Source organism: Frigoribacterium sp. PvP054 (assembly GCF_040547465.1).
Lineage (GTDB): Bacteria > Actinomycetota > Actinomycetes > Actinomycetales > Microbacteriaceae > Frigoribacterium.
Genome location: NZ_JBEPPU010000006.1, coordinates 47,004 through 67,935 on the forward strand (window position 1 = coordinate 47,004; position 20,932 = coordinate 67,935).

General features: G+C 71.7%; 18 protein-coding genes. 7 read left to right on the plus strand and 11 right to left on the minus strand.

Annotated features, from left to right (window positions below):
- Positions 1 to 6: 6 nt before the first annotated feature.
- Positions 7 to 303, minus strand: coding sequence for a hypothetical protein (locus ABID81_RS09790; RefSeq protein ID WP_354594608.1), 297 nt, complete (start codon positions 301 to 303; stop codon positions 7 to 9).
- A gap of 199 nt (positions 304 to 502) precedes the next feature.
- On the opposite strand from ABID81_RS09790, the gene ABID81_RS09795 reads away from it, so the two are divergent.
- Positions 503 to 1,873, plus strand: coding sequence for an aspartate aminotransferase family protein (locus tag ABID81_RS09795; RefSeq protein ID WP_354594609.1), 1,371 nt, complete (start codon positions 503 to 505; stop codon positions 1,871 to 1,873).
- 181 nt (positions 1,874 to 2,054) lie between these two features.
- Here the strand turns inward: ABID81_RS09795 and ABID81_RS09800 are convergent, their stop codons facing one another.
- The 4 genes from ABID81_RS09800 to ABID81_RS09815 form a co-directional block, all read right to left on the minus strand.
- Positions 2,055 to 2,498, minus strand: coding sequence for an Lrp/AsnC family transcriptional regulator (locus ABID81_RS09800; RefSeq protein WP_354594610.1), 444 nt, complete (start codon positions 2,496 to 2,498; stop codon positions 2,055 to 2,057).
- A gap of 81 nt (positions 2,499 to 2,579) precedes the next feature.
- Positions 2,580 to 3,560, minus strand: a complete 981-nt coding sequence (locus ABID81_RS09805; protein ID WP_354594611.1) for an amidohydrolase family protein — start codon at positions 3,558 to 3,560, stop codon at positions 2,580 to 2,582.
- Between the two features lie 215 nt (positions 3,561 to 3,775).
- Positions 3,776 to 5,632 carry a glycoside hydrolase family 2 protein gene (locus tag ABID81_RS09810; protein ID WP_354594612.1) on the minus strand — a complete coding sequence of 619 codons (1,857 nt, stop codon included), beginning with the start codon at positions 5,630 to 5,632 and terminating at the stop codon, positions 3,776 to 3,778.
- A gap of 36 nt (positions 5,633 to 5,668) precedes the next feature.
- Positions 5,669 to 6,694, minus strand: coding sequence for a LacI family DNA-binding transcriptional regulator (locus ABID81_RS09815; protein WP_354594613.1), 1,026 nt, complete (start codon positions 6,692 to 6,694; stop codon positions 5,669 to 5,671).
- 168 nt (positions 6,695 to 6,862) lie between these two features.
- Between ABID81_RS09815 and ABID81_RS09820 the strand changes: the two genes are divergently transcribed.
- The 4 genes from ABID81_RS09820 to ABID81_RS09835 all read left to right on the plus strand — a co-directional run bounded on the left by ABID81_RS09820 (position 6,863) and on the right by ABID81_RS09835 (position 11,266).
- Complete coding sequence (locus tag ABID81_RS09820; RefSeq protein ID WP_354594614.1) at positions 6,863 to 8,176, plus strand: ABC transporter substrate-binding protein; 1,314 nt, start codon at positions 6,863 to 6,865, stop codon at positions 8,174 to 8,176.
- Positions 8,169 to 9,104: a carbohydrate ABC transporter permease gene (locus ABID81_RS09825; protein ID WP_354594615.1), complete on the plus strand. Its 936-nt coding sequence runs from the start codon at positions 8,169 to 8,171 to the stop codon at positions 9,102 to 9,104. Before ABID81_RS09820 ends, ABID81_RS09825 begins: the two co-directional genes overlap by 8 nt.
- Positions 9,104 to 10,015 carry a carbohydrate ABC transporter permease gene (locus tag ABID81_RS09830; protein ID WP_354594616.1) on the plus strand — a complete coding sequence of 304 codons (912 nt, stop codon included), beginning with the start codon at positions 9,104 to 9,106 and terminating at the stop codon, positions 10,013 to 10,015. Before ABID81_RS09825 ends, ABID81_RS09830 begins: the two co-directional genes overlap by 1 nt.
- Before the next feature lie 171 nt (positions 10,016 to 10,186).
- Positions 10,187 to 11,266 carry a glycoside hydrolase family 43 protein gene (locus ABID81_RS09835; RefSeq protein ID WP_354594617.1) on the plus strand — a complete coding sequence of 360 codons (1,080 nt, stop codon included), beginning with the start codon at positions 10,187 to 10,189 and terminating at the stop codon, positions 11,264 to 11,266.
- A gap of 139 nt (positions 11,267 to 11,405) precedes the next feature.
- Here ABID81_RS09835 and ABID81_RS09840 read toward each other — a convergent pair whose 3' ends face one another.
- Positions 11,406 to 12,716: an ABC transporter permease gene (locus tag ABID81_RS09840; RefSeq protein ID WP_354594618.1), complete on the minus strand. Its 1,311-nt coding sequence runs from the start codon at positions 12,714 to 12,716 to the stop codon at positions 11,406 to 11,408.
- Positions 12,713 to 13,408 (minus strand): ABC transporter ATP-binding protein, encoded by a 696-nt coding sequence (locus tag ABID81_RS09845; protein ID WP_354594619.1) that lies wholly within the window; start codon positions 13,406 to 13,408, stop codon positions 12,713 to 12,715. The genes ABID81_RS09840 and ABID81_RS09845 overlap by 4 nt, the downstream gene beginning before the upstream one ends.
- A 179-nt stretch (positions 13,409 to 13,587) precedes the next feature.
- Here ABID81_RS09845 and ABID81_RS09850 point away from each other — a divergent pair, with 179 nt between their 5' ends.
- Positions 13,588 to 14,817 (plus strand): sensor histidine kinase, encoded by a 1,230-nt coding sequence (locus tag ABID81_RS09850; protein ID WP_354594620.1) that lies wholly within the window; start codon positions 13,588 to 13,590, stop codon positions 14,815 to 14,817.
- On the plus strand, positions 14,814 to 15,527 hold the full coding sequence (locus ABID81_RS09855) for a response regulator transcription factor (protein WP_354594621.1): 714 nt from the start codon (positions 14,814 to 14,816) through the stop codon (positions 15,525 to 15,527). Before ABID81_RS09850 ends, ABID81_RS09855 begins: the two co-directional genes overlap by 4 nt.
- Before the next feature lie 66 nt (positions 15,528 to 15,593).
- On the opposite strand, the gene ABID81_RS09860 is transcribed toward ABID81_RS09855, so the two are convergent.
- Genes ABID81_RS09860 through ABID81_RS09875 form a run of 4 tightly spaced genes read right to left on the minus strand, consistent with a single transcriptional unit; the run spans position 15,594 to position 20,928 of the window.
- Positions 15,594 to 16,871: an amidohydrolase family protein gene (locus tag ABID81_RS09860; RefSeq protein ID WP_354594622.1), complete on the minus strand. Its 1,278-nt coding sequence runs from the start codon at positions 16,869 to 16,871 to the stop codon at positions 15,594 to 15,596.
- Between the two features lie 48 nt (positions 16,872 to 16,919).
- The gene (locus ABID81_RS09865) at positions 16,920 to 18,239 is read right to left on the minus strand and encodes an ABC transporter permease (protein ID WP_354594623.1); all 1,320 of its coding nucleotides are present in this window, start codon (positions 18,237 to 18,239) and stop codon (positions 16,920 to 16,922) included.
- Positions 18,236 to 19,396, minus strand: a complete 1,161-nt coding sequence (locus ABID81_RS09870) for an ABC transporter permease (protein ID WP_354594624.1) — start codon at positions 19,394 to 19,396, stop codon at positions 18,236 to 18,238. The genes ABID81_RS09865 and ABID81_RS09870 overlap by 4 nt, the downstream gene beginning before the upstream one ends.
- Positions 19,393 to 20,928: an ABC transporter ATP-binding protein gene (locus ABID81_RS09875; protein ID WP_354594625.1), complete on the minus strand. Its 1,536-nt coding sequence runs from the start codon at positions 20,926 to 20,928 to the stop codon at positions 19,393 to 19,395. The genes ABID81_RS09870 and ABID81_RS09875 overlap by 4 nt, the downstream gene beginning before the upstream one ends.
- Between the last annotated feature and the right edge of the window lie 4 nt (positions 20,929 to 20,932).

Below are 20,932 nucleotides of genomic sequence, written 5' to 3' on the forward strand. Positions count from 1 at the left end.
CCCCGATCAGGAGGCGCGGGTGGCGCGCGAACGGACGACCCACCGCACCAGCACGATCAGCGCCAACACCGCCGCCGTCACCACGGCGATCGCGGCGGTGACGAGCATGAGGGGCCCAGCCACGAACGCGATCGAGAACCAGTCGATCACGGGCCCGGTCGAATACCGCACGCTGCCGGTGTGCTCGAAGGCCAGCCAGTCGACCAGCGCGGCCCCTCCGAAGGCCAGCAGGCCGACGAAGCCGAAGGCGATGGCGAAGCGCCCCATGAGGGGGAGAGATCTCATCGAGGGCGACGCGCTCATGTGCCCAGGGTAGGGGCCTGTTACGCCGAGCACCACGTCGTTTGCGCACCAGAACCGGGGCTTCGAGTCGAGTGCTGCGCGGGGGCATGAGCACGATGTTGCGCTCCGACAGCCGGAAGTGATGCGCCGTTGCGTCAGGTCGATCCGAACGGGCAGATGCGCCATCGCGTGGCTGAGCCACCTCCCTAGCGTGGACGCCATGACGACGATCGACGCCACGAACCCGACGCGCCCCGCCGCGAACGACCACGCCGGCCACCCCCGCCAGACCCCGGCCGACTTCTGGGCGACGGCCGAACGGCACCTCATCCGGTACGGACGCGGCGGGTTCGTGCCCTCGATCGTCGAGCGCGCCTCCGGGGCGACGCTCTGGGACGAGCACGGCCGCGCCATCATCGACTTCACCTCGGGCCAGATGAGCTCGCTGCTCGGCCACTCTCACCCGGCCGTCGTCGAGACCGTCCGCGCCTCCATCGGCACCCTGGACCACCTCTTCAGCGGCATGCTCAGCCGGCCCGTCGTCGACCTCGCCGCCGCCCTGTCGCGCACCCTGCCCGACGAGCTGACCAAGACGATGATCCTCAGCACGGGCGGCGAGTCGAACGAAGCCGCCCTCAAGATGGCCAAGCTGGTCACCGGCGGGTTCGAGGTCGTCTCCTTCGACCAGTCGTACCACGGCGTCACCCACGCCTCGGGGGCCGCGACCTTCAGCATCTCGCGCTCGGGCTACGGGCCGGTCGCCCCCGGCAACTACGTCATCCCGACCCCGAACGCCTACCGGTCGGCCTTCGTGCGCGACGGCGTCCACGACTGGCAGGCCGAGCTCGACTTCGGCTTCGCGATGGTCGACCGCCAGTCGGTCGGCAGGCTCGCCGCCTTCATCGCCGAACCGATCCTCAGCACGGGCGGCGTCATCGAGCCACCTCCCGGCTACTTCTCCGCCCTGCGGCAGAAGTGCGACGAGCGCGGCATGCTCCTCATCGTCGACGAGGCCCAGACGGGCCTGTGCCGCACCGGAGACTGGTACGCCTTCACCCGACACGGCATCGTGCCCGACATCCTCACCCTGTCGAAGACCCTCGGCGCCGGCCTGCCCGTCTCCGCCGTGGTCACCACCGACGCCATCGAGGCCGTCGCCGCCGAGCGCGGCTTCATGTTCACCACCACCCACGTGTCCGACCCGCTCGCCGCCGCCGTCGGACTCACCGTCGTCGAGACGCTCGAGGCCGGCGGGTTCGACGCCGTCGCCCGCCGACTCGGCGACCGCCTGCGCGCCGGACTGCTCGACCTGCAATCACGCCACGAGCGCATCGGCGACGTCCGCGGTCGCGGACTGCTGCAGGGCGTCGAACTCGTCACCGACCGCGTCACCAAGACCCCGGCCGACGCCTACGGCACCCTGGTCACGTCGATCTGCCTCGAGTTCGGCCTGCATCTCAACATCGCCCAGCTGCCCGGCGTCAACAGCATCCTGCGGCTCGCCCCGCCGCTCACCGTCACCGACGACGAGCTCGACACCGCCCTCGCGATCCTCGACCAGGCACTCACCCTGGCGGACGAGCAGAGCTGAGGCGCGCACCCCGAGGGGGCGCGCCCACCCCGAGGAGGCGCACCCGCCCCGAGGAGGCGCACCCGCCCCGAGGAAGCGCACCCGCCATGGGGAGGCGCACCCACGCCGAGGAGGCGCGCCCGCCTCACCGAGACAAGCCCGCCTCACCGAGACACGCCCGCCTCTCCGAGACACGCCCGCCTCACCCCAGGTCGCGCTTGATCGTCGCCATCGGGAACCGCGACTGCAAGCGCCCCAGTCCCGGCAGCGCGAAAAGCTTCGTCGCGACGAACGCCTCGTACGCGGCGAGGTCCTTCGTGCCCACGAGCACGAGGTAGTCCGGCGCGCCGAACGTGCGCCGCGCCTCCAGGACCTCGTCCAACGCGACGAGCTCGGCCTCGAAGCGGGCGAGGATCTCGGCGGACTGCTCCTTGAGCTCGATGTCGACCAGCACCTCGAACGAGCGGTCGAGCGCCGCGGGTGCGATGCGCGCGTGGTAGCCCGCGATCACGCCGTCCTGCTCGAGGCGCCGGACCCGCCGCAGGCAGGGCGACGGCGACAGCCCGACCGCCTCGGCCAGCTCGAGGTTCGACAGGCGACCGTTGCGGCGCAACTGGTCGATGATTGCGCGATCGATGCGGTCCATGGGTCGATTGTGCCGTGCCCCGGGGACGACGGCCGCGGCCGGGAGGCGACGGGCACGGCTGACGCGACCCGCGCCTCCTGGTCAGACGTCGATGCCGAACAGGCGCGCCGCGTTGCCGCCGGTGAAGGCGTCACGGTCGGCGTCCGTCGCGAACTCGCTGAGGAAGGCCTGCACCTCGTCGCCCGTCGGGTGCTGGAAGGGGTAGTCGGTCGAGAAAAGCAGCCGGTCGATCGTCGTGACCTCGAGCGCGTGCCTGAGCAAGGCCGGCTCGAACATGCCCGACGCCGTGATGTGCACGTTCTGCCGTATGCACTCGCTCACCGTGCGATCGAGGCCCGCCAGCCCCGACAACCCGTCGGCACGGCTGAGCCAGAACAGCAGCAGCTCTCCCCAGTGCCCCAGCACGATCTGCAGCTCGGGGTGCCGGTCGAACGCGCCGCTCGCGATCAACCGCAACGCCGCCGTCGCCGCCTCGAGGTGCCAGCCCCACGCGAACGTCGACAGGGCCAGCCCCGTCAGGTCGCCGAGGCCTCCGTACTGGGCCGCGCGCACCTCCCGGGTCGGTATCTGCGGGTGGATGAAGAGCGGCTTGCCGAGTCGCGCCGCCGTGGCGAAGAGGTCGTCGTACCGCGGGTCGTCGAGCGGCACGTCGCCGGTCCGGCCGTAGACCATCGCCCCGACGAAGCCGGCCGCGGACGCCCGCTCGAACTCGCCCGCCACCGCAGCCGGATCGGCCATCGGCAGCGTCGCCAACGCCCGGAGGCGCGTCGGGTGCCGGGCCACGGCCCCGGCCGCGACGTCGTTCAGCTCTCGCGCGAGCCGACGGGCATCGGCCGGCGGCAACGGCCCGGTCGCCGGAGGAGCCACCGACAGCACCTGCACGTCGACGCCCTGCTCGTCCATCGCGGCGATCCGCCCGTCACCCACGTCCTCGAGCCGCGCCAGGTGGTCGCCCCGCTCGTTGAAGGCGAGGCTGTCGTCGCGCAGCTCGGGCGGCAGCGACTCGAGCGCGGCCTTCAGCTCGGGGGTGGTCCAGTGCTCTTCGATGCCGATCAGGGGCATGGGGCACCTCTCGTCGGGCGTGCGCGGGTGCGCCGTCGCGAGCGCCAGTCAACGCCTGCCCGCCGTCGGGTGCCAGGGTCGGCCGGTCGAGTGGTCCCAGATCGTCCTTCATCACGCCGCGAAGGACGATTTCCGACCACTCGATCGAGGTGCGAGGACGGGCCCGAGGGACGGAGTCGACCTCGAACGGAGGTCTGAGTGGCCGGGGGCGACGATCAGCTCGGGTCGATGAGCGCCCGCAGCGTCTCGATCGGCACCTTCGGGCGACGGTTCTCGTCGAGCAGGCCGTTGACCTCTTGCACCGTGTCGGTCAGCTGCGTGTAGCACCAGCCCGCCAGGAACGAGCTGGCTTGCACGGCCCGCAGCAGACCACCGAGACGCTCGACGAAGTCGTCGCCGTCCGTGGCCCGTGAGTACCCCCAGCCGTCGGCCTGCGCATCGCCGACGTCGAACTGGATGCCGCCGAACTCGGTCAGCATGACCGGTGCCCCGGCGTCGACCACGCCGCCGACCAGCATCCGTCGCCCGGCCGGCCCTAAGCCCGCCAGCAGCGCGGCCCGTGCGTCGTCGTCGGCGTAGCGCGCCCTCACGACCTCGGGGACGGCCTCGTAGTCGTGCACGCTGAGGATGTCCGACGACACGTGCTCCCAACCGTCGTTCGAGATGACGGGTCGGGTGGGGTCGAGGGCGCGCGTCAGCTCGGCCAGCGACCGGGCGAAGGCCTGCTGCGCCGGGTCGTGGGCGATGTGCTGCACGCCCCAGCTCTCGTTGACCGGCACCCACGTGACGACGCAGGGGTGCGACACGTCACGCTCGACCGCCTCGATCCACTCGCGGGTGAGCAGGCCCACGGCCGTCGGCGAGAACTCGAACGCCCCGGCGATCTCGCCCCAGACGAGCAGGCCCGACCTGTCGGCCCACCACAGGAACCGCGGGTCCTCGATCTTCTGGTGGATGCGCGTGGCGTTGAAGCCCAGCGACTTGATCAGCTCGACCTCGACGCGCAGCGCGTCGACCGACGGCGCGGCGAGGTGCGACTCGGGCCAGTAGCCCTGCTCGAGGACGCTGCGCACCGGGTAGGGGCGGTCGTTCAGCACGAAGGCCCCCTCGGCGACGACGGTGGACCGCAGCCCGAGGTACGACGCGACCCGGTCGACCGTCGCGCCTCCGCCCCCGCCGGCGGCGTCGGCGGCGACGAGCCGGACCTCGGCGTCGACCAGGCGGGGGTGCTCGGGGCTCCAGAGCAGGTGCTCGTACGCCTGCCCGTTGTGCTGACGCGGCAGGTCGACCACGACGTCGACGTGCGACGACGTGACGGGCACCCGGGTCGAGCCGAGGGGCTCGCCCTCGTACGAGAGCGAGACCAGGAGGTGGTGGCCGGCCGTCACGCGCCCGCGCAGGTCGGCCCCCAGTCGCACCTCGCCGCGCACGAGGTCGCTCGACCACCTCAGCGACCGCACCGCGACCTCGGGCACGGCCTCGAGCCAGACCGTCTGCCAGATGCCCGTCGTGCGGTGGTACCAGATGTCGTGCGGATCGAGCTTCCAGTCCTGCTTGCCGCGGGGCTGGGTCACGTCGTGGGGGTCGTCCTCGGCGCGGACGACGAGCAGCTGCTCGTCGAGCGAATCGTCGACGGCGTCCGTCGCGTCGAGGGTGAACGGCGTGTGCCCGCCCCGGTGCTCGCCGAGCAGCACGCCGTTGAGCCACACGCGGGCGTGGTGGTCCACGGCCCCGAAGTGGACCAGGAGGCGCGGGTCGCCTGACGACGCGCCCGCCGCCTCGATCTCGGCGCGGGTCACCGACCGGGAGTACCAGACGACGGGGTGGAACCCCGTGTCACCGATGCCGGACGCCGGCGACTCGGGCGGGAAGGGCACGACGATCGTCCGCTCGACGAGCGCGCGTCGGTGCCAGCCCTCCGCCGACCCGACGTCGAGGTCGTCGTGGGCGAAACCCCACGGGCCGCCGAGGTCGGTCCACCTCGGCCGCATCAGCTGGGGCCGGGGGTACGTGCCGTCCTGCCCGGTGGCGGGTGCGAGCGGGGCGGCACCGTCGCCGTCGTAGTTCTGCATGGCGACAGTGTGGCGTAATTTTCCAGCGCTGTAAATCTAACCGGCAGCGACGCGTCGCTCGGGTGCGCTGCCCCGGTAGACGAGCTCGAAGTCGACGAGACGGTGTCGACCGATCTCGTCGTAGCCCGCGATGCGCTGCTCGAGCATGTCGAGCGCCGACGTCGCCAGGGCGAGCAGGTCGGGTCGGACGGTCGTCAGGCCGGGCCGGGTGAACGACGCCATCGAGACGTCGTCCCACCCGCTGACGACGACGTCGTCGGGCACGCGGACGCCGGCCTCGTCCAGGGCTCGGAGGGCGCCGATGGCGGCCAGGTCGTCACGGCAGACGAGTCCGTCGAACGCCACGCCGGCGTCGAACGCGCCGCTCACGGCTCGGGCCGCGTCGTGCGACGACACGGCGTGGCTGGGCAGCAGCAGGTCCATGTCGAGCGACAGCCCCGCCTCCTCGAGGCCCTGCTGGTACCCGGCCAGGCGCACCTTCGAGGTCGGGCTGAGCGTCGCGCGTTCGTGGCCGACGAAGGCGATGCGCTTCGCACCGAGGGACGCCAGGTGCTGCGTGACCTCGGACGCGGCGCGGACGTTGTCGATCATCACGTGGTCGACCGAGATCGGCGCCGTCGCCTCACCCAGCAGCACGACCGGCACGTCGCCCCGGTGCTGCGCGATCTCGGCCGAGCCGAGCACCGACGGCTGGAAGAGGACGCCGTCGACGAGCCCGGCCTCGGACGCCGAGACGATCGCGCGCTCGGCCTCGAGGGTGCCGTCGGTCTGCTCGAGCAGCAGCCGGTAGCCCCGGTCGCGCGCCAGCGTCGAGACGCAGCGGGCCAGTTCCGAGTAGTAGGGGATGCTGATGTCGCTGAAGGCGAGCGCCAGCAGGCCGCTCCGCCCCGTCGCCAAGCTGCGGCCCGACGCGTTCGGGCTGTACGAGAGGTCGTCGATGGCGCGCTGCACCCTGGCGCGGGTGTCGGGCCGCACGTGCACGTAGCCCCTGACCACGTTCGACACGGTCTTCATCGACACGCCCGCCAGTTCGGCGACGTCCTGCAATCTCGCTTTGGCCACGGCGGCGTCCCCTCGTCGGACTTTTCTGGACCGATCTTAGGGGGACGGCTTGACGGACGCTTTACAGCGCTGTAAAAACAACCCAGGACCCCCACTCACGGCGAGGCTGCCGACAGCGTGCCACCCCTGGCACGGCAGCGGGTCCGTACTCAAAGGAGAGCACCCACGATGAACAAGCACCTCGTCACGAAGGCCGTCGCGATCGTCGCGACCGTCGGCCTCGGAATCACCTTGGCCGGCTGCAGCAGCGGAGGCGCCACGGGCGGAGCGGCGGCGGTCGACAGCGCCGACTACACGGGTCCGAAGGTGACCATCGACTTCTGGAACGGCTGGACGGGTGGCGCGGCCCCGAAGATCGTCCCCGCCCTGATCGAGAAGTTCAACGCGGAGCACGAGAACATCGAGGTGAAGAACGTGGCCATGGAGTGGGCCGACATCGCCGCCAAGATGCCGCTCGCGATCAAGGCCGGCAAGGGCCCGGACGTCGCGGTCGCCCACGGTGACGACGTCGCGACCTACGCCGCCCAGGGGCTGCTGCTCGACAGCGGCGACATCGTCGACACGCTCGGCTACGGCGAGGACGACTTCCCCGAGGGCCTGTTCGAGGGCAACCAGTACCAGGGCACGCAGTACGGCATCCCGTGGAGCGTCACCCCGCTCGGCCTGTACACGAACAACGACGTGCTGAAGGCGGCCGGGGTCGACACAACGGCGCCCACCGACGCCGCGTCCTACGAGGAGAACCTGGCCGCGCTGAAGGCTGCGGGCGTGCAGGGTGAGTGGGTCGACGGCTACGTCTTCACGGGCACCTTCGAGTTCGAGTCGCTGGTCTGGCAGTTCGGCGGCGACCTGTTCAACGACGACGTGACCAAGGCGACTTTCAACAGCGAGGCCGGGGTCAAGGCCCTGACCCACATGGTCGACCAGATCGACAAGGGCTACAGCCCGGCGAACGTGCCCCAGGACGGCAACTTCAACGCCCTCGTGGCCGGTGAGACCGCCTACAACTGGAACGGCGTCTGGCAGACGACGAACGAGGCCCTGCAGGACGTCGACTTCTCGGTCGCCCCGGTGCCACAGATCGGCACCGAGAAGGCTGTCTGGTCGAGCTCGACCGACTGGATCTTCCCGAACAACAAGGGTCAGGACACCAACGAGACCTCGGCCGCCGCGACGTTCGTCAAGTGGATGAACGACAACTCGGCCGGCTGGGCCGAGACCGGTGAGCTGCCCGCCGCCAACGACGTGCGCAACGACCCGGCACTGGTGGAGAAGTACCCGAACCTCGAGCCGTTCCTCGAGCAGCTGCCCTACGCCCACTACGAGACGGTCGCCCCCGGCATCTCGGCCGCCACGGCCGAGATCACGACGGCGGTCGGCGAGGCCGTGCTCGGCAAGAAGTCGCCCCAGGACGCCCTCGACGACGCGGCGGCTCAAGCCGACAAGATCCTCGAGCAGAACGCGCAGACCTACGGTGGCTGACACCCTCACGCGCTCGCCCGCACAGGCCACCCGGCCGGTGCGGGCGGGCGCCCCCCGGCGGGACCTCACCGCCTACGCGTTCCTCGCCCCGTTCCTGCTCATCTTCGCGGTGTTCGTCATCGCCCCCGCGGTTTACGGGCTGTACATCAGCACGCACCGGTGGAACAGCCTCGTGCCGATCCACCCGTTCGTCGGCCTCCAGAACTACGTCGACCTCTTCACGCCGGACTCGCTCACGTCCTCGGACTTCTGGACCAGCATGCGGGCGACCGGCATCTTCACGCTGTTCAGCGTCCCGTTGCTGGTGGCGGTGCCGTTGGTCGCCGCGGTGCTGCTCAACCAGAGGCTGCGGGGCACCACCGTGTTCCGCGCCGTGTTCTTCGCGCCCTACGTCCTCGGCGTCGCGGTCATCGGCGTCATCTGGAAGTACCTGCTCGACCCCCAGGCCGGCGTCGTCAACCACCTGCTCGGCCTGCTCGGACTGCCCGACCGGACGCCCTGGACGGTCGACGTGCCCTGGGCGTGGATCTCGCTCGTCGGCGTCACCATCTGGTGGACGGCCGGCCTGAACACCGTCATCGTCCTCGCCGGGCTGAAGGGCATCAGCGCCGACCTGTACGAGGCCGCGTCGCTCGACGGCGCCGGGCCCGTGCGCAAGTTCGTCAGCGTCACCCTGCCGGGCCTGCGACCGGTCATGGTCTTCGTCACGACGACGACGATCCTCGCCTCGGCCAACATGTTCGGCCAGTCGTTCCTGCTGACCCAGGGCGGACCGGGCAACCAGACGCGCACGGCGATCATGTACATCGCCGACCAGGGATTGTCCCAGGGCAACATGGGCGCGGCCTCCGCCATGAGCTACGTGCTGTTCGCCGCCCTGGCCGTCATCAGCATCGTCAACTTCCGCATCCAACGAGAGAAGGCGTGATGACGCAGCTCGCCCCCGAACGGCTGCCCGCCGCGGCACCGCAACCGCTCGACCGTCTGCCGAGCGCGCCTCCTCGTCGTCGACGCTGGAGCAGGCACGTGCCGAACGCGGTCCTCTACGTCGTGCTCGGCGTGGTCGCCCTGGGCATCGTCCTGCCTCTCGTCTGGATCGTCCTGACGTCGTTCAAGACCGACTTCGACGCGATCAGCCGACCGGCCTCGCCGATCCCCGACCCGTTCACGACCGAGGCCTACCAGACGCTCGCGGGCGGGCAGCAGCCCATCCTGCGGTGGTTCGTCAACAGCCTCGCCGCCGGCGTGCTGCAGACCGCGATCATCCTGGTCACCGCCTCCACCGGCGCCTACGCCCTCGCCCGGCTCGAGTTCCGGGGCAAGAAGATCGTCTTCGGCATGATCGTGGCGACGCTGCTCGTGCCCCCGGTCATCTTCCTCATCCCGAACTACCTGATCGTGCAGAACCTGGGCTGGCTCGACACCATCTGGGCGATCACCGTCCCCGGCGCGGCGGGAGCCTTCGGCATCTTCTTCCTGCGGCAGTTCTTCGTCGGGCTGCCGACCGAGATCGAGGAGGCCGCCCGGCTCGACGGCGCCGGCGACCTGCGCATCTTCTTGCAGATCGTGCTGCCGTTGTCGCGGCCGGCCCTGGCGACCCTCGCCGTGCTGAGCTTCCTGGCGAACTGGAACGACTTCCTGTGGCCGGTGTACGTGCTGCTCAGCCCCGAGAACCTGACCCTGCAGCCCGGCCTGTCGGTGCTCTCGGGGGCCTTCTCGACCCACTACGGCGTCGTCATGGCCGGCGCCGTCGTCGCCTCGGTGCCCGTGCTGATCCTCTTCACCCTGGCCCAGCGCCAGATCGTCGACAGCGTCGCGGCGTCGGGGGTGAAGGGCTGACCGAGGGGTGCACGGCGTCGTCGACCGCACGGCGCGCCCGTGGTGCACCCCACGACCAGCCGAACGACCGGCGCGGATGCACCTCAGCGTCCCGCGCCTCCTGCTCGACGTCGAGCAGGACCGCCCGGATCGACGGAGACCCGGGAACGCCCGCGAGGAGGCGGGCCGCACATGATCACACGCACACGATTCACCCGCGCGGTGGCCGCCGGGGCGGGGGCCCTGCTGCTCGCCGTCGGACTCGCCGTCCCCCTGGCCGCCACACCGGCCTCGCCCGTCGAGGCCGCACCCGCCTGCACCCTGTCCAACCCGATCTCGAACGGAGCCGACCCCTCGGTCTGGTTCCGCGACAACACGTACTACCTGGCGCAGTCCGACGGCGACCGGTCGATCACGCTCAAGGCCTCGTCGACCCTGAACGGCCTCTCGTCGGCCCGGGCCAAGACCATCTTCACGGCACCGGTCGGAACCGACCACAGCGCCCAGACCTGGGCGCCCGAGCTCGAGTACCTCGACGGACGCTGGTACGTCTACTACGCGGCGGCGACCGAGCGCGGCTCGTTCGACGCGACGAACGACACCCACCGGCTGTTCGCGATCCGGGCCGACACGCAGGACCCGATGGGCACGTGGACGTTCGCAGGCAAGATCGCCGACTCGACCGACCAGTGGGCCATCGACGGGACGGTGTTCCGCTACCAGGACAGCTGGTGGCTGCTCTGGTCGGGCACGCCCACGGGCAACGGCGGACGCGCGCCCCAGCAGATCTACATCGCGCGCATGAGCAGCCCGCTGACCATCGACCAGGACCACCGACGACTGATCGGCAACCCCGACCAGACCTGGGAGACCAGCCGCGCGGCCATCATGGAAGGTCCGGAGGCCTGGATCAGCCCGAACGGCACCCTGTCGATCGTCTACAACGCCAACGCCTCGTGGACGACCGAGTACGCCCTCGGCCTCTTGGTCTACAAGGGCGGTGACCTCACCGACTACCGCTCGTACACCAAGCGCGGGCCGGTGTTCTCGTCGGGTGGCGGGGTCTACGGCCCCGGCGGCGAGTCGATCCCGGTGCCGGGCAAGAACGGCGTGAACTGGAACGTCTACCACGCGAAGACGACCACGGCCGACGGGTGGGACGACCGGAAGATCTTCGCCCAGCCCGTTCCGTGGGCGGCGGACGGCACCCCCGCGTTCGGCACGCCCACCGGGTTCGCCGGGTACAACGAGGCGCTGCAACAGCGCTGCTGAGCCCCGATGACCGGGCCCGACCGGGCCCACCGACCACCGGGCCCGCCCGGGCCCGCCGTCGGGCGGACGGGACGTCGTGGAGGACACGACGTCCCGTCCGTCGTCGGGAGGCGTCCTTCGCGCCCCGACCCGCGCCTCCTCACTCGTAGCGCAGCGACTCGACCGGGTCGGCGCGGGCGGCACGCGCCGCGGGCAGCGTGCCGGCGACGAAGGCGATCACCATGACCACGACGACGATCAGCGCGATCGACACGGGGTCGAACGCGATGAGCGTCAGCCCCGGCAGGTTCGACAGCAGCGACCCGGCGAGGGCCGAGCTGACCACGCTGCCCGCGACCATCGCGACGCCCGCGCCGATGGCGCTGCCGAGGAACCCGATGAACGCCGCCTCGAGGCTGAACAGTGCGAAGACCCTGCCGCTGCCCATGCCCATCGCCTTCATGAGGCCGATCTCGCGGGTGCGCTCCTGCACCGACATGAGCAGCGTGTTGACGATGCCGAAGCTCGCGGCGAGCAGGGCGATGATCGCGAAGGCGTTGAGCACGAGCACGATGCCGTCGATCACCGTGGTGAAGGTGCCCAGCTGGTCGGCGACGGTCGTGCCCGTGTAGCCGGCCGCCGTCAGGCGGTCCTTCAGCGCGGTGACCTGTTCGTCGGTGGCGTCCGCGGCGAAACGCACGGTGGCCTGCGCGTACCGGTCGACCTGGTCGGCGGGCACCCCGACGTTCTGCGCGTCGAACAGGGCCGTGGCGAGAGCCGTGCCCGGCGTGACCGACGCACCGGTCGGCGAGGCGATGCTCTCTTCGGCGACGCCGACCACGGTCGCGGTGACCGTGTGCTGGGTCCGCGTCGCGTCGGTCACCGCGAGGGTGACGGACTGCCCGACGGCCGCCGCGTCGTCACGGAACCCCAGCGGCTCGACGTACGAGGTCGGGATGACGACCTGCAGCTCGGTGCCGTCGTCGGCGGGCTGGTCGCCCGCGGTGAGCGTGAGGTGCTGCCCCGGCACGAGGGCTCCTGCCGACACGACGTACTTCGTGCCGCTGGCGCCTTCGACGTAGTCGGTCTCGATCGACTCGGTCGGCTGCACCGCGAGGACGCCGTCGATGCCCTCGAGGGTCGTGACGTCGTCCGGCGTCAGGGCGACGACGGTCGCCCCCGGCGCACCGAACCCGCCGGCGGCGACCGTGTCGGGGTCGTACTCGGCCGGGCCCGGGTCGGCCGACCCGAAGCCCTGCGCGTCGTCGGACGCCGTGGTGACCGTCATCGTGTCGGACGACCCGACCGCCGACACGGTGTCGTCGATGTAGTCGTTGATGCCGGTGCCCAGCCCGCTCGTCAGGGTCAGCGTGAAGGCACCGACGAAGATCGCCAGGATGGTCAGGACGGTGCGCGTCTTCGACCGGAAGGTGTTCGCCACGGCACTCCGCAGCAGGTCGACGGTCGTCATGCGGCCACCTCGCCCTCGGGGTCGACGATCCGTCCGTCGCGGATCACGATGCGCCGGTCGCAGCGCGCGGCCAGGTCGTCGTCGTGGGTCACCACGATCAGCGTGATGCCGTGCTCCCGGTTCAGCGAGAACAGGATGTCCTCGACCACCGCCCCGGTCGCCGAGTCGAGGTTGCCGGTGGGCTCGTCGGCGAAGATGATCCGCGGGTCGTTGACCAGCGCCCGGGCGATCACCGCTCGTTGCTTCTGACCCCCCGAGAGGTCCTTCGCCTTGCTGCCCGCCTTGTCGGCGAGCTCGAGCTGCTCGAGGGCCGCGAGGCCGCGACGCCGGCGCTCGCCGCGGGGCACGCCCGCGATCGTCATCGGCAGCACGACGTTCTCGAGCACCGACGAGCTCGCCGTGAGGAAGAACTGCTGGAAGACGAAGCCGAACGTCGCGTTGCGGGTGCGGTTCAGGCGGGCACCGCGCAGCGTGCCGGTGTCGACGCCCTCGAGCTCGACCGTGCCGGTGGTCGGGGCGTCGAGCAGCGCGAGCACGTGCATCAGGGTGGACTTGCCCGAGCCGCTCTTGCCGACGATCGCCACGCTCTCGCCCTCGGCGACGTCGAAGCTCACCCCCTTGAGGGCCTCGAAGCGGTTCGGGCCGCGCCCGTACGAACGGTGGACGTCTCGGACCGAGATGATCGGCGCCATGGTGCTCCTGTCGCTGTCGGCCCGGTGTCTCCGGGGCCGGGACCAACGATCGCGGCCGCCGCCACCACGGGCGTCCCCCCGCCGCGGACACCTGCCCGACCGCTCGTACCGCGACCGCGGTACGCGAGACGACGCGTCGGGGTGACTCGGCCGCCGCCGTTCCAGGGCACGATGGGGTCATGACGACGACGGACGGCAGGAGGCGCGAGCCGGCCTACCCGCGACCCCGCGTCCCCTGGTGGCTGGGTGACGCCCTCGCCGCCGGGCTCGTCGTCGGTGCGGCCTTCGCACCCTTCCCCGTGGCCGGTTTCCGGCCGAGCGGTGCGCTCGCCGTCGCGGTCGTCGTCGCGCCGGCCCTGCTGCTGCCCCTGCGACGGCGTCGGCCGGTCGCGGTGCTCGCCGCGATCGTGGGGCTCTTCGGCCTCGCCGCCCTGCTCGGCACGCTCGCACCCGGCGTGGTGCTCGCCACCGGCATCGCCGTCTTCGCCGTCGCCGCGCGGACGCCACGTCGTCGGACCATCGTCGTGACGGCCGTCACCGCCCTCGTCGTCGTGCTGCTCGGCCTCGTGGCCGTGGACGGACGGTTCTTCGACCTGCCCGTCGTCCAGTTCGCCCTGCTGATCGCCCTGGGTGCCGCGGCGGGTGACGCGAGCCGGTCGCGCCGTGAGTACATCGAGGCCGTGACCGAGCGTGCCGAGCGGGCCGAACGCACCCGCGAGGCCGAGGCCTCGCGCCGCGTCGCCGAGGAGCGCCTGCGCATCGCCCGCGACCTGCACGACGCCGTCGCCCACCAGATCTCGGTGATCAGCCTCAACGCGGGCGTCGCATCGTCGGCGATCGAGACGCGACCCGAGAAGGCGGTGACGGCCCTCGCGACCATCCGCCGCGCCTCCCGGACCGTCCTCGGCGAGATCGGCGACCTGCTCGAGGTGCTGCGGGCCGGCGACTCCGACCGGGCGCCGTCGCCCCAGCCGGGACTGGCGCGGCTCGACGAGCTCGTGGCCGGGTTCGCCGACGCGGGACTCGTCGTGACCACCCGGGTCGAGGGAGCCATCGCCGCGGTGGGCGGCGCGGCCGACCTCGTCGCCTACCGGGTCGTGCAGGAGGGGCTGACGAACGCCGGCAAGCACGGCGCCGGTGACCGCGCCCACGTGTTGGTCGCCGTCGCCGGGGACGAGGTGTCGGTCGTGGTGACGAACCCCGTGCCGGTGGTCCGGGCCGAGGACGAGGACGACGTCGACTCCGACGTCGTGCGGGGCGGGCACGGCCTGCTCGGGCTGCGCGAGCGCGTGGCCTCGGTGCGCGGGTCGGTCGAGACCGGGCCGACGCCGGGCGGTTTCCGGCTGGCGGCCGTGCTGCCGCTCGGGCGCGAGGCCGGCACGCCCGGCCGGGACGGAGGAGCCTCGTGACCACCGTGCTCGTCGTCGACGACCAGTCGTTGATCCGTCAGGCCGTGACCGACATCCTCCACGGCACGGACGGGATCGAGGTCGTCGGCGACGCCGTGAACGGCCGCGAGGCCGTGACGCGGGCCGCGTCGCTGCGGCCGGACGTCGTCGTCATGGACATCCGGATGCCCGAGCTCGACGGCATCGGCGCCACGGCCGAGATCTGCGCCGACCCGCTGCTCGCCGAGACGAAGGTGCTCGTCCTCACCACCTTCGAGGAGGACGAGTACCTCGTCGCCGCCCTGCGCGCCGGCGCCAGCGGGTTCATCGGCAAGGGCGCCGAGCCCGACGAGATCGTGCGGGCGGTGAGGGCCGTCCACGCGGGGGAGTCGCTGCTGTCGCCCGTCGCGACGCGCAGCCTCATCGAGAAGTACGTGCTGCCGGGCGGCGGCTCGGGCGGGGCCGGCGTCGGCGGCCTCGGCGGGGGGACCACCCAGGGGCTCGAGCGGCCCGTGCCGCGCGAGCTCGCGCACCTCACCGAGCGGGAGCGCGAGGTGCTGCTGCTCGTCGCCCGCGGCCGCGCGAACGCCGACATCGCCGCCGAGCTGGTCATCTCACCGCACACCGCGAAGACCCACGTCAACCGCATCATGACGAAGCTCGACGCGCACGACCGGGCCCAGCTCGTGATCGTGGCGTACGAGACGGGGTTGCTCGCGCCGGGTGCTTGAGACGGTGCCCGGTCCGGTCCGACCCGGGCTGGTGTGTGCAACGCCGTGTTCGGCCGCGTCGTGTCCTCAGATGGGCAGAGCCCCGGCCACGACGCGACCCCGGGCGACCACGGCCACGATGTTTGCCGTGTCGAGCGCGCCCGAGTCGCGCCAGGGCCGGCCGTGCATCACGACGAGATCGGCCGCGGCCCCCACCGCGATCCGCCCGAGCACGGCCCCGCCCGAGCCTGCACCGACCGCGGACGACGCGCCCCGACCGATCGCAGCCGCCGCGCGAGAGGTGCCCGCTTCGAGCACGCGTTCCGGGGACCAGCCGAAGACCTCTCCCATGCGTCGCAGCTCGTCCATCTGCGCGCCGAAGCGCACGTGGAAACCGTTCGCGTCGGTGCCCAGCACGAAGTCGACCCCGGCCGCCGCGGCGGCGGCGAACCCGGCGTCGCGAGTCGCGACGAGTTCGCGGGCGGCGGCCTGCTGGTCGGGGGTGACCGCCACGGTGCCGTCGGCGATCGCGTCGTTGATCAGGAGCGTCGGAGCCACCGGCACGCCCGCGGCGATCACGTCGGCGGCGAGCTCGCCACCGAGCTGTGTCGCGTGTTCGAGCGAGTCGACACCGGCACGCAGCGCGATCCGGATGCCCTCGGTCGTGTGGGCGTGCGCCGCCACGAGCAGGCCGAGCGCGTGGGACTCGTCGACGATCGCGTCGATCTCGGCGACCGTGTGGTTGCGCCACGACGGCTTGTCGCCGTCGGACAACAGCCCGCCGCTCGTGGCGATCTTGATGCCCGTGGCCCCGGCTCGGGCGTGGGCCCGCACCAGCGCACGGCAGGCGTCGACCCCGTCCGCCGTCGGCTTGCGCAGGCGGGGGTCGACCCCGGGCGGGACGAACATGTCGCCGTGCCCGCCCGTCATGCTCACCATGCCGTGGGCGAGGAGGCGCGGAGCCTCGACCAGCCCTGCCTCGACGGCCCGGGCCAGCGAGAACTGCACCTCGTCCGCCGACAGGTCGCGCAGGGTCGTCACCCCGCCGGCGAGGGCCTGGCGGGCATGCGCGAGACCGTGCAGCACCTGTTCGGTCGGCGGGGTGACCAGCGGCCAGGTCAGGAATCCCGACGCCGCGCCTCCGGCGTTCCCGATCAGGTGGACGTGCGTGTCGATCAACCCCGGGATCACCGACAGTCCTTCGTAGCGCGGCGACGGGGGCACCGGCCGCAGGTCGGAGACGACCGCGTCCGGCGAGGCGTCCGTGCCCGAGGGAGCCCAGGCCAGCCGTCGGGCCCCGAGGGGCTCGTGGCCGTCCCACACGTCGATTCCGTCGAGGGGCGAGGGCGTGGAGCGATGGTGCACGGGGGGTCCTTGCGGTTCGTGATGGGGATCGAGGAGGCGCGGTGAGGGTCAGCTGCGCCGCGTGCGCCGGGGCACGAGTCGGCCGAGGGCGGCCGGAGGACGCATGCGGGTGCCGGCCACCACGAGCACGGCGAGCGTGACGACGTAGGGCGTCGCGCTCGACACGGCGGCGGGCAGGGGGACGAACGCGAACACGGCGAGCAACACGACACCGAGCACGAGCGAGGGCACACCGTCACGGAGGCGTCGTCCTGGCGTTCCGCGGAGCAGTCGGCGAACACCCACGGCGGCGAAGACGACGGCGAGCACCAGGACCAGGGCGCGCAGGGTCTCGGGACGACCGATGCCGACCGCGTCGCTGATGCCGAACAGGGAGGCGCCGAAGAAGACTCCGGACGGCGTCCAGTTGCCGAAGATCAGCGTCGCCAGGCCGATGAACCCTCGTCCGGCCGTCTGGTTCTCGATGTAGCCCTGCGAGATGAGCGTGAGGTACCCACCCGCGAATCCGGCCAGCCCCGACCCGACCAGCACCGCGATCCACCGCGTCCGGTGCACGCTGCCGCCGAGTGCCTGCAACGCCGCCGGTTCTTCGCCTGCCGCTCGCCAACGCAGGCCGAACGGGGTCTTCCAGAGCACCCACGCGACCAGCGGGATGATCAGCAGGCCGAGGACGGCAGCCACGGACACGTCCCGCGTGAGGCCGCCGAGCACACCGCCGAGTTGTGCCACGACGGGCAGCTCGGAGGACTCCATCACGCGGCTGACGTCAGGTGTGCCGAACCCGCCGCTGACGACGGGCAGCGACAGGTGAGGTACGTCGCCGCCGATCCGGGGCGAACGGGCGATCGTGCCGCCGTCCATCTGGCTGAACACGATGTCCGCCATGAACCGCGCGACCGCCGCGGCGATCACGTTGATCGACACACCGACGATCAGCTGGTTGATGCCCATCTCGATGCAGAGCACGGCCATCAGCACACCGAAGCAGAGGCCACCGACGACCCCGCCGAGCAGCGCGGCCCAGGGTCCGGCGAGGGTGCCGAAGAGGCCCGCCATCCAGGTCCCGCCGATCATCATGCCCTCGAGGCCGACGTTGATCACCCCGGACCGTTCCGAGAACAGGCCGCCCATCGCGACCAGGGCGATCGGCACGGTCAGTCGGAGGGCGGACCCCCAGGTCGACGACGCGGTGATGCCGGGTGCGTCGGCGAGGTAGCGCGCGAGGATCAACAGGCCGAGACCGAGCAGGGCCCAGCGCAGGGCCGCACGCACTCGGCGAGACGACGGCCGGAGACGCGCGACGGACGCGCGGGCCGGCGCACCGTGCGACGGCGACAGCGTGGTCGGGGGGTTGGGGCCGAGGCTCATCGCGAGGCTCCTCCGGTCGGGGTCGGGGTCGACGACGCGCCGGGAGCGACGGCGTCACGTGCGGCTCGGAGGCGTCGGCGGAGGGCGAGGGTCAGCGCGATGCGGGCGTCCGCCCGCTCCGTCAGCCAGTAGCCGACCGCGGACGACAGCAGCACGACGGCCAGGAAGACCTGCCCCACCTCGGTCGGCAGCTGCACGAGGCCGAGCACCTGGGCGCTGCGCTCGACGAAGGCGAGGACGAAGGCACCCAGGGCCATCCCGATCGGGTGCTGGCGGCCGAGCAGGGTCGCGGCGAGCCCGGTGAACATCAGGTCGGTCGGCAGCGTGCCGTCGAACCGACCGGCCACTGAGAGGATGTGCGGCAGTCCGACGAGCCCGGCGACGGCGCCGCTGATGAGCATGGCCTGCACGATCTTTCGGTCGACGCGGATGCCGGCCGACTCGGCGGCCTCGGGCGACCGGGCCGCCACGCGCAACGAGTAGCCGAACACGCTGCGCTCGATCACGAGGTAGTAGACGATGCCGGCCAGCAGCGCGACGACGACGAAGCTCGAGATGGAGCCCTGACCCGTGCCGACACCCGGGAGGGCGGGCATCAGCCCTCCGTCGTCGATGAGGGCGGTGCCGGTGTTCTGCCCGCCGCCCGAGCGGAAGACACCACTGAGCAGCACGGCCACGATGGTGGTCGCGATCGCGTTCAGCAGGATGGACGTGATCACCTCGTTCACGCCTCGATGGATCTTGAGCAGGGCGGGGATCAGCGCCCACCCGGCCCCGACCGCGCAGGCGATCAGCAGGGTGAGCGGGAGGCGCACCGCGAGCGGGAAGGGCAGCGACGCGGCCGCGACGGCACCGGCCAGGGCCGCCATGCGGTACTGACCGTCCACTCCGATGTTGAACAGCCCCATGCGCACCGCGAACGCGCCGGCGACGGCGGCGACGTAGAGAGGCACGGCACCGTTCAGGCTCGACACGAGCGAGTTCGGCTGGACGCCGTACGCCCACATCACGGAGAAGGCGCTCGCAGCGCTGTAGCCGCCCGCGGTCAGGAAGAGCGCGGTGACCGCGAGGGCGAGCAGCACCGAGACGAAGGGGCCGGCCACCGTCACGGCGAGGCGTCGCGGCAGACCGACCGGCAGTGTGCGACGTCGGGTCACGAGCGGCCTCCGTTCGTGGGCAGGTGGGCGCCGGTCATGTGTTCTCCGAGATCGCCGGCGGTGACGGAACGGGGGTCGAGCTCGGCGACCACGCGTCCGCCGTACATGACGAGCAGACGGTCGCTGAGGGCGAGCAACTCGTCGAGGTCGGCCGACACGAGCAGCGTGCCGAGCCCCGCGTCGCGTGCCGTGACCAACTCGCGCCAGACGGCGCCCTGTGCGCCGACGTCGACGCCACGAGTCGGATGAGCGGCGACGAGGACGGTCGGATCCGACCCGAGCTCGCGGCCGATGATGAACTTCTGCTGGTTGCCACCCGACAGCGACGCCGCGGTCGTGGTCGGCGACCCACCGCGGACGTCGAATCGACGGATGATGTCGGCGGCCGTCGACACCGCCGCCGACCGGTCGAACCACCAGCCACGCTTGATCGGTGCCCGCTGCTGGTAGCCGAGTGCCGCGTTCTCGCTCAGGCTGAAGCCGAGCACCACACCGTCGCGGTGACGGTCCTCGGGGATGTAGCCGACACCGAGTGCTCGACGCTCCCGCGTCGACAGCGCGTCGATGGCCTGCCCGTCGAGGGTGATCTGCCCGTCGTAGTCGACGCGGCCGAGCAAGGCGGCCAACAACTCGGACTGCCCGTTTCCCTCGACGCCGGCGACACCGACGATCTCGCCCGCGTGGACGACCAACGACACGGCGTCGAGCAGGGGACGCTCGTCGGGGGAGCCGACGGTGACGCCGTCGACCGAGAGCACGACGGCATCACCGGGCGGGCTGGTGCGTGGTTCGACGGTGGGCATCGCCACCTCGACCATCAGGCCGGCCAGCTCGCGTGGAGTCGTCTCGGCGGGAGTGGTGCGGCCGACGACCCGCCCCGCGCGGATCACCGTGATCTCGTCGGCGAAGGCCAGCACCTCGTCGAGCTTGTGCGAGATGAAGACCACGGAGGCGCCCCGTGCGGTCAGGGCGCGGATCGACCGGAAGAGCGCACTCGCCTCCGACGGCACGAGCACGGCTGTCGGCTCGTCGAGGATGATCACCCTGGCCTCTCGATGGAGCACCTTCAGGATCTCGACGCGCTGTCGATCACCGACGCCCAGATCGGAGACGAAGGCGTCGACGTCGACGTCGAAGCCGTTCGCATCGGCGAGTTCCGTGACGCGAGCGCGGGCCGCGGCCGCGTCGAGCCGCCACGGCCTGCCCGGTTCGTCGGCGAGGACGACGTTCTCCCAGACGCGCAGGGCGCCGGCGAGCAAGAAGTGCTGGTGCACGATGCCGACCCCGGCCTGCTGTGCCTGGCGCGGTGAACGGAAGTCGTGCGCGACGCCTTCGACCTCGACGGTGCCCTCGTCGGGTCGCTCTTCACCGGCGAGCACCTTCATGAGGGTCGATTTGCCGGCCCCGTTCTCGCCGACGATCGCGTGGACCGTGCCGGGTCTCACGAGGACGTCGATCCGGTCGTTCGCCGTGAACGTGCCGAAGCGTTTGACGATCCCGGTCAGTCGGACCGACGCCTCGTGCTCCACCATCGGG